Source organism: Pseudomonas machongensis, assembly GCF_034961125.1.
Taxonomy (GTDB): domain Bacteria; phylum Pseudomonadota; class Gammaproteobacteria; order Pseudomonadales; family Pseudomonadaceae; genus Aquipseudomonas; species Aquipseudomonas machongensis.
Genome location: NZ_JAYFUI010000037.1, coordinates 28,863 through 41,426, shown reverse-complemented (window position 1 = coordinate 41,426; position 12,564 = coordinate 28,863). Strand labels below are relative to the sequence as shown.

Annotated in this window: 9 protein-coding genes; 2 read left to right on the top strand and 7 right to left on the bottom strand. The window is 64.2% G+C overall.

What is annotated here, in order from left to right:
- Positions 1 to 77: 77 nt before the first annotated feature.
- From VA602_RS01865 to VA602_RS01855, 3 genes are all read right to left on the bottom strand, one after another.
- A complete protein-coding gene (locus VA602_RS01865; RefSeq protein ID WP_323452330.1) occupies positions 78 to 2,489 on the bottom strand; it encodes a glucose/quinate/shikimate family membrane-bound PQQ-dependent dehydrogenase in 2,412 nt (803 codons plus the stop codon).
- Between the two features lie 30 nt (positions 2,490 to 2,519).
- Positions 2,520 to 3,866 carry a carbohydrate porin gene (locus VA602_RS01860; protein WP_323452329.1) on the bottom strand — a complete coding sequence of 449 codons (1,347 nt, stop codon included), beginning with the start codon at positions 3,864 to 3,866 and terminating at the stop codon, positions 2,520 to 2,522.
- 332 nt (positions 3,867 to 4,198) lie between these two features.
- Entirely contained in the window at positions 4,199 to 6,250 is a 2,052-nt protein-coding gene (locus tag VA602_RS01855; protein WP_323452328.1) for a TonB-dependent receptor, read from the bottom strand.
- A 212-nt stretch (positions 6,251 to 6,462) separates the two neighbouring features.
- Between VA602_RS01855 and VA602_RS01850 the strand changes: the two genes are divergently transcribed.
- Together VA602_RS01850 and VA602_RS01845 are read left to right on the top strand one after the other, a co-directional pair.
- Positions 6,463 to 6,684, top strand: a complete 222-nt coding sequence (locus VA602_RS01850; protein WP_063543406.1) for a VF530 family protein — start codon at positions 6,463 to 6,465, stop codon at positions 6,682 to 6,684.
- A gap of 2 nt (positions 6,685 to 6,686) precedes the next feature.
- Positions 6,687 to 7,316, top strand: a complete 630-nt coding sequence (locus tag VA602_RS01845; protein ID WP_323452327.1) for a Pr6Pr family membrane protein — start codon at positions 6,687 to 6,689, stop codon at positions 7,314 to 7,316.
- Positions 7,317 to 7,371: 55 nt separating this feature from the next.
- On the opposite strand, the gene VA602_RS01840 is transcribed toward VA602_RS01845, so the two are convergent.
- The 4 genes from VA602_RS01840 to VA602_RS01825 all read right to left on the bottom strand — a co-directional run.
- A complete protein-coding gene (locus VA602_RS01840) occupies positions 7,372 to 8,133 on the bottom strand; it encodes a siderophore-interacting protein (protein WP_197892666.1) in 762 nt (253 codons plus the stop codon).
- Positions 8,130 to 8,672, bottom strand: coding sequence for a PadR family transcriptional regulator (locus tag VA602_RS01835; protein ID WP_063543412.1), 543 nt, complete (start codon positions 8,670 to 8,672; stop codon positions 8,130 to 8,132). Before VA602_RS01835 ends, VA602_RS01840 begins: the two co-directional genes overlap by 4 nt.
- 116 nt (positions 8,673 to 8,788) lie before the next feature.
- Positions 8,789 to 11,905 (bottom strand): transglycosylase domain-containing protein, encoded by a 3,117-nt coding sequence (locus VA602_RS01830; RefSeq protein WP_323452326.1) that lies wholly within the window; start codon positions 11,903 to 11,905, stop codon positions 8,789 to 8,791.
- Positions 11,906 to 12,007: 102 nt separating this feature from the next.
- A partial coding sequence (locus tag VA602_RS01825) for a glutamate synthase-related protein (protein ID WP_323452325.1) occupies positions 12,008 to 12,564 on the bottom strand: 557 nt, incomplete at its 5' end.

Genomic DNA, 12,564 nt, shown 5'->3' with positions numbered 1-12,564 from the left:
ATCTTTGCCGGCCGGTGCCGGGCCGCTCGCGGGCCTGCCCGCGAAGGCGGCGGTGTGGCCACCGCCGCAGTCGAGGCTTATTCAGCCAGTTTGTAAGCGATGATGTAGTCGCCCATCTTGGTGCCTAGCGAGCCATGTCCTCCGGCCACGATCAGCACATACTGCTTGCCGTCCTTGCCCGTGTAGGTCATTGGCGTGGCCTGGCCACCGGCTGGCAGGCGAGCGCTCCACAGTTCCTTGCCGTTGTGCACGTCATAGGCGCGCAGGTACTGGTCCAGGGTGCCGCTGAGGAAGCCCACGCCACCGGCGGTGACGATCGAGCCACCCATGCTTGGTACACCCACCGGCAAGCCGATCGGTACAGGGGTGCTGTCACGAGTGGTGCCGTTCTTGCGTTTCCACACCACCTTGTTGGTGAACAGGTCGATAGCGGCCACATAACCCCAGGCCGGTGCCTGGCACGGCACGCCCAGTGGCGACATGAACGGGTGCATGGTCACGGCATACGGGGCGCCGGTGTTCGGCTGCACGCCGCTGGTCTCGCTTTCGCGCTTGCTGCCTTCGGCTACCTGCTCGCGCGGGATCATCTTCGACACGAACGCCATGTAGTTCGGCGAGGTGAACAGCAACTGACGCACCGGGTCGACCGACACGCTGCCCCAGTTGAACACGCCGACGTTGCCGGGATACACCAGCGAGCCCTGTTCGGACGGCGGGGTGTACTGGCCTTCGTAGCGCAGCTCGCGGAACTGGATGCGGCACAGCATCTGGTCGAATGGCGTGGCGCCCCACATGGCCTGTTCGGTCAGCTCGGGGCCGAGCAGGTTGAGGTCGGAGCGGGCTTGGGTCGGCGCCGTGTGATCGCCCTTGACCGCGCCTTGCGGTACCGGGATCTCGCGGATCGGCACGATCGGGGTGCCGTCACGACGGTCGAGCACGTACAGGCTGCCCTGCTTGGTCGGCACGATGACCGCAGGCTTCACGCCGTCGTCGGTCTTCAGGTGCACCAGGGTGGGCTGGCTGCCCACGTCCATGTCCCACAGATCGTGGTGGGTGAACTGGTAGTTCCAGCGTGCCTTGCCGGTGGCCAGGTCCAGGGCGACCACGCCAGCGCTGTACTTCTCGGCGCCTGGGGTGCGGTTGGCGCCCCACTGGTCAGGGGTCTGGTTGCCCAACGGCAGGTAGATCATGCCCAGGTCTTCATCGACGCTGGCCAGCGACCACATGTTCGCCGAGTTGCGGCTGTAGGTCTTGCCCGGCGCCAGGGGCTTGGTGTCGTCGGGGTTATTGCTGTCCCAGTTCCACACCAGGCGGCCGTCGTGCACGTCGTAGGCGCGGATCACGCCGGACGGCTCGTTGGTCGACTCGTTGTCGGTGACATGCCCGCCGATGATCACCAAGTCACGGGTGATCGCCGCTGGCGAGGTGGAGTAGTAGCCGCCGGCGGTGAATGGGCCGATGCCGGTGGTCAGGTCGATCGCACCCTGGTTGGCGAAGCCTTCGCAGACCTTGCCGTTGTCGGCGTTGATCGCGATCAGGCGGGCATCGGCAGTGGGCAGGTACAGGCGTCGTGGGCAAGTCTGGGCAACGACCTGGCCGGCATCGGAGATCTTCGGCGCAGGGCTGCCGTCACGGCTGACGTAGCGGTTCTCGTCATAGTACGAAACGCCGCGGCAGGTCATGTGGGCGAAGCCCTTGAAGGTCTTGACCGGGCTCTTGACCTGCGGGTCGAAGCGCCAGATTTCGGCACCGGTGTCTGGGTCAAGGGCCAGCACCTTGCTGTGCGCGGTGCAGGCATAGAGCATGCCGTTGGCCTTGAGTGGGGTGTTCTCGTTGGTCAATTCGACCGGGTCGTTTTCGGTCGGCAGGTCGCCGGTGCGAATGCGCCAGGCTTCTTCCAGGCGATAAGCGTTCTGCGGGGTGATCTGGCGCAGGGGCGAGTAGCGGTCGCCGTGTTCGGTACGCCCGTAGGCCTGCCATTCGCCGTCCGGCATGGAAGGGGCTGCACTGGCCATTTCGCTGCTGTCACGCCCCAATTCGCCGAAGATCTCCCCGGGATGGGTGAACTGGCTACCAACTGCGGTTGCGCCGGAAGCGACCACGGCGGCGGCCAGCAGGGCGCCGTTGACCTTAGAGGCAGGCCCAAGCAGCGGGCGGCGCGCCCAGGGCAGCAGCAGGACCACGCCGAGGGCGAACCAGATGGCCAGGCGTGGCACCAGTTGCCACCAGTCCAGACCCACTTCCCATAGCGCCCAGGCGGTGCTGGCCAGCAGCACCACGCCATACAGGCCAAGGCCGATGCGGCGCAGGGCGATCAGCAGGATGCCCGAAAGGGCAAAGCCGATCCCGCCGATCAGGTAGTAAAGGGATCCCCCCAGCTGGCTCAGCTTGATACCGCCTGCGATCAGGGCCAGGCCCATCAGCAACAGCAGCACGCCTACGAGGCGCGGTAGCCAGCGGGTTCCATTCTTGGCACCGTCAGTGCTCATCGCATGTTCTCCGTTCGTTCAAGGTTGGGTTCAGAAACTGCTCTGGATCTTCAGGCCGCCGATCAGCGCGTCATCGACCTGCGACACCCCGCCCGGATGGCGGATGTACTGCAGGTTAGGACGCACGGTGAGCCAGTCGGCCAAGTGAATGCCGTAGTAGAGTTCGGCGCTGTATTCGGTGTCCTGGACGGGCAGGAAGCCGGGATTGTCGTAGTCGACGACGGCGTTGGCCTGGTTGGCCAGGCGCGCGTTCTTGCGGTAGGCGGGGTTGACGTGCACGCGGGCGAGGGCGAAACCGATGTCGTCCTTGGCGCGGGCATCGAAGGGCCCCTTGTACACCACACCTGCCTGAACGTAGTTGTCGATGGCATTGGTCTTCTTGTCATGCATCGTTGCATTGGCGAACAGGCTTAGCCCGCGGGAGGCGTCCGAGGCGCGCGAGGTCACCTGCTGCTGGGCGCCGAGCCAGAAACCATGCTTGCTGGCGCTGCTGCGGTAAGCCTGGCCGCTCAAGGCCGCCGGTTGGCCGTTGCCGTCCTTGTAAACATCCTGTGCCTTGGCATTACTGTAGTAGTAGCCGGCGCGATATTCCCCTTTCAGGCCATTGACCCTTGGGGTCCACACCAGTTCGATCGGCATCAGCGCACCTTGCGTACCGCTGCCACTGAGCTTGAAACCATTGCCGGATTCAAGGTTGGAGGGATTCTGTTCGAAGACGCCGACCTGCGCGTAGAGGTCGTCAGTGAGGTTGTACTTCACCCGCAGCGCCCATTGGCTGACCGGCCAGTTGTACCAGATGCCACCCACCCAGTTACCCACCTGGGAACCGCAGAACGCCAGGTTCTGGAAGTCGCAGGGGAAGCTGTTGAAGTCCTCGCCTTCACCGAAGCGGCCGACCTTCACGTCCAGTGCGCCATCGAAGTATTTCTGCTTGATCCACATTTGTGTCAGACGCCAGGTTTCGCCGCGGCCCCAGACTTCCTGGGCGGAGGTGAAACCTCCCACGCGCGGGTCGTTGATCCGGTCGTTGCTGATGTTCTGGCCGTGGCGTTCGGTGACCGTCAGCTGGAATTCGCTGTCGTGCCAGCCGAGGATCTTTTGCAGGTCCAGATGGGCGCCCAGGGTGAACTGGTCGCTGTAGCGTGCGGTGCGATCGTGATCGAAGCCGCCGTGCAGGTTACTGCCCATTTCGCCGGTGTAGCCGAAGGTGAAGTCGTAGCCCTGCGCCTGGAGTGCGGTGCGGGTACCGTCCCAGTCACCGAACATCCAGGGTGAGTCTTTGGCGAAGGGCGCGTCTGCGCTGGCGCTGGGCGAAAAGCCGCTGAGCAGGGCGGTGAGGGCGAGGCCCGGGTATGGATTCTTCGGCAGTTGAAGCATGAGATAGCGCTGTCTTTTGATTATTGAGAAAAACGCAAGCGCATCGAGGAGCGAACGCTTCGATGGAAACGGTGGAGGGTTTATTAGTGAAGCGTTTCAGCTTGCGGTGCGGAGGATATAGGGGAAGTTGTAAGAAAAAAAGACAAAATGTCGCAGGGGATTGTTGTCGCAGACGTAATAGTGGGTGCAGTTCCTGTAGGAGCGGGCTGGCCCGCGAAAAAAACACCACGCTGTCTGGCACGGGCGACGCCCGTGTTCGCGGGCCAGCCCGCTCCTACTCGGATTGGGCTGGCCTTTAGATTTTGAACAAGACAGTTGCGCCTGCAAGCAGGTCAGAAGCTGGTGCGCAGCCCGACTTCGACGCTACGCCCCGGTGCCGGCGCGATATCGCGCAGGATGGAACTGGCGTAGCGCACGGTCTGGTCGGTCAGGTTCTCGCCACGCACGAAGGCGAGCCACTGGCTCTGGCCAATGTCGAAGCGATAACCGACGCTGGCGCCGAGGGTGGTGTAGCCGTCGGTGCCGTGTTCGTTGTCCGGCTTGCGGTGCTGCGAGGCGGCGTGTTGCACGTCCACGCGCGCCTGCCAGCGATCCAACTCCCACAGCAGGCCGGTGCCCAGCCGCAGCGGGGCGATGCGTGGCAGTGGCTCGCCGGTGTCGAGGTTCTTGGCGCGGGTATAGTCGCCAGACAGCTCCAGGGTGAAGCTGCCGTAGCGGTTTTCCAGCAGCTTCCAGCGATCCTGGGCCTCGATACCGTAGAAGCGCGCACGCACGCCCTGATACAGGTACTCAGGAATCCCGCCGTCGTCGTGGTCATGATCATGGTCGTGGTCGTCGTCACCATGGTCATGATCATGACCTTCACGCAGATTACCGCTGCCGATCAGGCCGATGTAGTTGCGAAAGTGGCTGTAGAACACGCCGACACTGCCCTTGTGCGTGCCGTTGTCGAAGCGCAGTGCCAGGTCGCCGGAAATCGCCTTCTCCTTGTTCAGGTTCGGATCGCCGACTTCATAGGCGCCGGTGGCCACGTGCGCGCCGTTGGCATACAGCTCGTAGAAGGTCGGTGCGCGCTCGGTGTAGGCCAGGCTCGCCGCCAGTGCCCAGACCGGATCGAGCTGGTACACCGCGCCCGATGACAGGCTTGCGGCATTGAAGCTGGTCGATTTGTCGGCACCGACGAAGTTCTTGTTACCCTTGGCATCCGGATCGATGCGGGTGTGCTCCAGGCGTGCGCCCAGGCTCAGGTTCAGGCGTTCGGTGGCCTGCCATTGCTCGAGCATGAACAGCGCCAGGCTGTCGGTGTCGGTGTGCGGCACGAAGGCTTCTTCGCCCAGCGCCGAGAACTCGTTGCGACTGACCTGGGCGCCGATCACCCCTTCGACGGGGCCGATCGGCTGGTGGCGGGCTTCGATGCGCGCCTCATAGCCTTTGTTCTTGAAGGTGGTGTGGACCTCGCCCTCTTCGATCTCGCGGTGTTGGTAGTCGGTGTAGCCGGCGTCGACCTTGACCGAACTGAACGGCCCTTCGAGGTCGCGCAGTTCCGAGGCGAAGGCGTAGTGGTCCTGTTGCATGTCCAGGCGCACGCCGGGCTCGGCCACCGAGCCGTAGTTGCTGTCGTAGCGGCTATAGGACAGGCCTGCATAGCCATGGTCCCAATGGTAGGAACCACCGATGGCGCCGCCGTCCTGGCGGCCGTCGCTGTTTTCCAGGCGATGCTTGCTGCCGGGTTCGTCGGCGTCGCGCACCTTCGCGCTGCGTGCATAGCCGGGGATGCGCAGGTCGTTGAACTGACGGCTGTTGGCGTCCAGGTGCAGGGCGAAATTGCCGTCGCCGGCTTCGAGCTTCCCAGCACTGCTGCGCGTGGTGTCGGCGCCGCCATAGCGCAGCTCGCCTGCACCATGGATGCCATCGATAGGCGAGTCGGGAATGCGGTTGTCGAAGGTGTTGACTACACCACCGATGGCGTTGCCGCCGTAGAGCAGCGCAGCCGGGCCACGGACGATCTCGACGCGTTCGACGGTGACCGGGTCCAGCGGCACGGCGTGGTCATAGGACAATGACGAGGCATCCAGGGCACCGACGCCGTTGCGCAGGATGCGGATGCGGTCGCCATCCAGGCCGCGGATCACCGGGCGACTGGCGCCTGGACCGAACCAGGTGGAGGCGACACCGGGCTGTTTGTTGAGGGTTTCACCGAGGCTGCCGTGCTGCTGTTGCAGCAGGTCATCGCCTTCGAGCACGGTGCTTGGGGCGGCGAGCTGGCGGTTGCCGAGCGGGTTGGCGGTGATCACCTGGGGTTCGAGCTCCACCGCCTGGCTGGGCGATGACGCCAGCCACAAGGCGACAGCGAGGGGAGAGAGGCGCAGGGACTTGGACAACATGAGCGCGTGACGTTCCTTGGCAGATATTTATAGTGAAGATACGAATGGATACAATATAACATTTCTATTTCATCACAGAGGTTTCCTGTCTGGCCAGGGGTTTGTGCTGTGGAAGGCTCTGGCCTGGGCTGGGAGCGCAGGCGGTCCGCATCCTTGCACACCAGCCCACTACACTCGTGTAAGGTGCGCATCTTTCAACGCGGGAGCACTGCATGAGCACGGCCCAACACAACGCACTGCACGGCAAGACGCTGGAGCAGATCCTCACCGAGCTGGTGGCCCACTACCAATGGCAGGGGCTGGCCGAGCGCATCGACATCCGCTGCTTCAAGAGCGACCCGAGCATCAAGTCGAGCCTGACCTTCCTGCGCAAGACGCCCTGGGCGCGGGAAAAGGTCGAGCAGCTGTACATCAAGCTGTCACGCAAGGCTTGAGGGTGCCGCGTCCCTGGCTGACCCTGGCCGCGCTGCTCGGCTGGACGGGGTTGGCGGTGCAGTTGTATCTGGTGCTGCTGGCGCGCTGGCAGGAGCAGGCCAGCTTGATCGGTGGCATGGTCAATCTGTTCGGCTATTTCACCGTGCTGAGCAACACCCTGGTGGCCACGGTACTGAGCCATGCGGCGTTCGGCCGTGAGACGGCGGCGCGGCGCTGGTTCCTGACGTCGGCGGTGAGCTCCGGTGTGCTGGTCAGTATCGTGCTGGTGGCAGTGGCCTACAGCCTGCTGCTTCGGCACCTGTGGCAACCCGAGGGTTGGCAGTGGCTGGCCGACGAACTGTTGCACGACGTGATGCCGCTGGTGTTCGTGCTGTACTGGTGTCTGGCGGTGCCCAAGGGGCGCTTGCGGCTATGGCACCTGGGCGCCTGGAGCCTGTACCCGTTGGTGTATTTCCTGTTCACCTTGTGGCGGGGGCATGAGATCGGGGTCTACCCCTATCCCTTCGTCGATGTGGCGAGCCTGGGGTATGGGCGGGTGCTGATCAATGCGCTGGCGGTGTTGGCGGGGTTCTGGGGGATCGGGTTGCTGGTGATCGGGATGGATCGGTGGTGGGGGCGGGTGAAGGGATGAGTCGGGACGAGTCGCTGCGCCGCGCCCCGCGACAGGGCCGCATCGGTCTTACTGGCTACTCATCATCCGCAGTGCCCTCTGCGCGCCAGTAAGCAGCTGCCTTGAGCGCATCCTCGGCCACGCCCTTTTCCAGCAGCAAAGCCTTGGCCTGCCGGGTCAGGCCCTTCTCCAGCGCTACCCAGCCATACAGCCGGCCCTGCGGCAACGCGAGGTTTTTCACCAGGCCGAGCAGGTCCTCTGCCTGCCGACGTACCCAGATGACCTCCACCTGCGCCTTGCTCGGCAGCGGCTGGCGCTCCTGTTCATCCTCGATCTGGATGACCGCCAGCACCTGGCGTCCGGCCGGCAGCTCCTCGAGCCGTCGGGCAATCGCGGGGATGGCGGTTTCGTCGCCGATCAGCAGGTAGCTGTCGAAGATGTCCGGCACCACCATCGACGCGCGTGGGCCGGCGATATCGAGGTGCTGGCCCGGCGCGGCCTGGGCAGCCCAGGTCGAGGCAGGGCCGTCGCCATGCAGGACGAAGTCGATGTCCAGCTCCAGGGCGTCCAGGTCGATGCGCCGCGGTGTGTACTCGCGCATGGTCGGTCGTACGCCGCCGTCGCGGCCCAGGTTGCGGGCCTCGATCGCTTGTTGCTCCTCGGGCGTGCAGCCGAACAGCACCTTGACGTGGTCGTCCGTGCCCAGGCTGGTGAAGCCTGCCAGTTCCGCACCGCCCAGGGTGATACGGCGCATGCGCGGGGTCAGGTCGGTGACCCGCAGCACCTGCAGACGGCGTTGGCGGATCTCGTGGTTGACGCGATGAATGGTGTCGCTCATGGGGTTTTCTCCTGAACGGAATCGGTCGGCCCGCCTGCGATGGCCCTGGCCGTGTCGTTGAGCAGGCCGCGTACCCGCTCGATTTCCTCGGGTGTCCAGCGGCCGCTGTGCATGTGCAGGGCATGGCGCAGATTGCCGACCGCCTCGTTGATCTCTGGCGGCCGGTCATGTCCGCGCAGGGCACGCTTGCTCAACTCGATGCGCATGCGTACGCCGTCGAGGGCGACGGCTTGTTCGGCGAGTGATTGGCGACCGACTTCGGTGATGACATAGAGGCGCTTGCTGCCCTGAATCTGGCCACTGATCAGCTCGGCTTCCTCAAGAAAGTTGAGGGTCGGGTAGATCACCCCGGGGCTGGGGCTGTAGCTGCCATCGAATAGCCCTTCGATCTGACGAATCAGGTCATAGCCGTGGCCGGGTTGCTCGGCGAGCATCGACAGCATCAGCAGTTTCAGATCGCCAGGGGCGAACACCCGCGGGCCGCGCTCACCGCGACCGGGGCGGCGCTCGAAAGGATCATGGGGGGCGTGGTCACGCATGAGGTGCAGGCTCCTTGTGTTTCGATATATCGCAAGATATTACTCAAGATATATCTAAACACAAGGCTTCAAATGCAGATGATTATCATCTGGTTTTTTGATGGGTGCCTTGCCTGTCAGTGCATCGCCAGTTGCGGCGCCTTGCATTCATTGGGGTTTCCCGGCTCCAGGTATGGCATGAGAATCGGCGCCATACCCTTGAGTACCTGCACGGGCAGCGCCGAGGTGAACTTGAACGACTCCGCCGTGCGTCCCGGCACGAAGGCGGTGAGCGTGCCGAAGTGGTTGTCGCCGAGGAAGAACACGAAGGTGGCAGTGCGGTTCAGCGAGCGTGAGCCGATCAGCCGTCCGCCGGCGCCGTAGCTCTGCAGGCGGTTGTCACCCGTCCCGGTCTTGCCACCCATCACCAGCAAGGTACCGTCGTGCAGCTTGAAACTGCCGGAAATACGCCGCGCGGTACCGGCATCGACCACCTGCGACATCGCGCCTTTCAGGGCCCGCGCCACTTCCACCTTGAGAATTCGTTGGCCGCGGTCGGGGTCGCTGATCAGTTTGGTTTCATAGGGGGTGCCGGCCGCGAAGTGCAAGGTGTCGATGCGCAGGGTCGGCAGGCGTACGCCATCGTTCTGGATGATGCCTACCAGTTCGGACAGCGCCGCAGGGCGGTCGCCCGAGCTGCCAATGGCCGTGGCCAGTGACGGTACCAGGTGATCGAAGGGGTAGCCGACGCGCTTCCAGCGCTGGTGGATGTCGAGAAACGCCTCGATTTCGACCATGGTGCGGATGCGGCTGTCACGGGCGCCCTGGTGACGGCTCTTGAACAACCAGCTGTACACCTCCTGACGCTCGAAGCGGCTGGCGTTGACCATCTCGGTGGGGGTGGCGCCAGGGTTTTTCAGCAGGTAGCCAAGCAGCCACAGGTCCAGAGGGTGGACCTTGGCGATGAAGCCCTGATCGGGCAAGTCGTACTTGCCGGGACCGTAGGCGGCGTACATTTCAGAAAGGCGGCCATCGTTGAGCTTGGCCATGGCGGCCTTGTCCTTGGCGCTGTGCGCGCGGACGAAGGCGTTGAAGGTTTCCTGGCCGGCCTCGGGGAACAGGTAGCGGTGCACCGCCGCCAGGCGCTGGGGGGTGACGCGCATGCTGTCGAGGAAGGTGTCCAGGCGTTGCTGGGAGGTCTTGCGCTGGTACTTGCGCCAGAAGCGCATCAGGTAATTGGTGCCCTCGCGATCGGCGAAGCGTGCCAGGTACTCCTGGCGGCGCGGGTCGGCGTCATCCTTGAGCAGCGGCTCGCGGTTGTACGGTTGCTGGTAGGTGACGTAGCGCACCAGATCGCGCATCAGGCGGATGAACGGCAGGTTGATCGACTCGCGCAACGCGTCCTTGAGGGTCGGGTTGCGGCCGTTGTCCTCCTTGCGGAAGTTGTTGAACACGTGCATGCCGCCACCGGTGAAGAATGCCTCGCCGGTATTGGCCGAGTACTTGCGCTCCAGCGCGGCGTCGAGCATGGCATCGAGGTTCTGGTTCTTGCTGTTCTGCATCAGCCATTCCAGTGACCACTGGGTGATGCGGTCCAGGTCGGCCACCTCTACTTTCTTGAGCTCGGCTACCGGCTTGCCGGCGTACTTGTCGTGCAGCTCGGCGACGATTTCAAGGTACGTGGTCAGCACTCGCAGCTTGGCGGTCGAACCCAGTTCCAGCTTGCTGCCCTCGTTGATGTCGAACGGTTGGTTGGTGCTGTCGGTCTGCACCCGAACCCGCGAGCCGTCGGCGGTGCGCTCGAACAGGGTGAAGCTGTAGCTGACCTGGTCGGTGGTCTTGCTGGTCAGCAGGCGCTCGCCGATCAGGCCCATCTGCGCGGCGAACTCGGGGTCGGCGAGGTTCTTCAGGTACTGGCTGACCTGGGTCTGCAAGTCGGCTTGCAGGGTGCTTGTGGCGGAGAGGTCGAGGCGATCGAGGTCGTACAGCGGGCGGTTGAGCATGGCTGCCAGGCGGTTACGGGCCAGGCTGATGCCCTTGTTGGTGATGATCGGCACGATGGTCGGCTGAGCCACCCAGTCGCGGTACACCGCCTTGCTGGCCAGCGCGGCGTCGGCCAGCGGGCGATCGATGATGCCGTTGGCAGCGAGCACGCGGATATGCGAGTCGGTGAGCTCGGCCAGCTCGACGCGGCCTTTGGACAGGTAGTGCGAAGGCCGACGCTGGGCAATCATCAGTGACAGCACTTCACGCAGCGCCAGGCCGCGAGCGGCCATGCTCTGGGCGTCGGTTTCGGTCGCGGTGAGCGCCTTGTTCACCTCGGCGAAGTCTGCGCCGTACCAGACCCGTAGCCCTTCGGCCATGCCATGCACTTCACCGTGCCCGGGTACCGCCGAGAGCGGCACGCTGTTCAGGTAGTCGCGCACGATGCGCTGGCGCGCCTCGGTGGTGTCCGGCCCGCCCTGATAGGCGCGCACGCTGGCAGAAATCATCTGGCGGATCTTCTCGGCGCCATTGACTGTCAGGCCGTCCGGCGAGTGCCGGTATTTTTCCAGTTGTGTGGCCAGGGTGCTGCCGCCCGCCGACTGGCCGGGCAGGGCCAGGTACTTGGCGACCTGGCTGTAAGCAGCCTTGGCGAAGCGTGGCCAGTCTACCGCCGGGTTGTTCTGCGGGTCCTTGCTGTCGAGCAGGTCGCGGTTCTCGATGAACAGCAGGCTGTTGACGATCACCGGTGGGATCGAGGCGAAGTCGTCGTACAGGTGCTGGGGGTAGTGATACTGGTAGAGGGTGTCGCCGCGGCAGTCGGTGATCGACAGGCCGGCTTGGATCTTCTCGACGTAGGGCACGAACAGGCCGTGGTCGACATAGCGCATCAGCGCCGGGGAGAAACGCACCTGCTCGCTGATCAGGTAGTCGCGCTTGAGCAGACGCGGCAGGAACTGGCCCAGGGCGCTGTAGCCCAGGCGTTTGTCGAAGGGGCCGTCGCCTGGGTAGACGATCGCGTCGCTCGGCCCGCGCTCCAGCGAGTAGGTGAGGGTGCTGGCCAGGCGGCTGAATTCACGCGATTGCAGGTCCGAGCTCTGCACCTCCTCATAGACGGCAAAGCCCACCGCCACCATGGCCACCAGCACGATCAGGATGATCAGTCGCCACCACAACCGACGCTGACGAGGTGGCTTCGGCTGTGGTGGCTCGGCCAGAGGTGCTTCGGGTGCTTCCGTTCTGGTCTGTTCCGATTGCCACAGTGCGCCCATAGAGTTCAGTCCGGCCAAGTATTTTCGTCTTGCTTGTCTGAAGCTTAGACGCTGGCCGGACTTGGTGAAAAAATTGTGAGGGCGATGAACGGTGTACCCGGATCAGGCCGCGGCTTCGCTGTGCGGCTCGAAACTGTCGGCGCGGGCCAGTTGCCACATCCGCGAGTAGAACTGCCCGTCCACCTCGCCGGTCAGTAGTTCGCCGGGCTTGAGGAACACGTGCATCTGCGAGAACAGCTTGATCTCGGTGGCGGAAATACGCCGCACCAGGTGCTTGGCCTCCAGTTGCGCAGGGTGCTCGAGGCCTGCAGCGGCCAGCATTTCGGCCAGGGCGCGCAGGGTGTTGTGGTGGAAGTTGAGCACCCGCTGGGCCTTGTCGGGCACCACCAGTGCGCGCTGGCGCAGGGCGTCCTGGGTAGCAACGCCGGTCGGGCACTTGTTGGTGTGGCAGCTCTGCGACTGGATGCAACCGATGGCGAACATGAAGCCGCGTGCAGAGTTGGCCCAGTCGGCGCCGATGGCCAGCACGCTGGCGATGTCGAAGGCACTGACGATCTTGCCACTGGCGCCGAGCTTGATCTTGTCGCGCAGGTTCAGGCCGACCAGGGTGTTGTGCACGAACAGCAGGCCCTCGCGCAGGGGTACGCCGATGTGGTCGG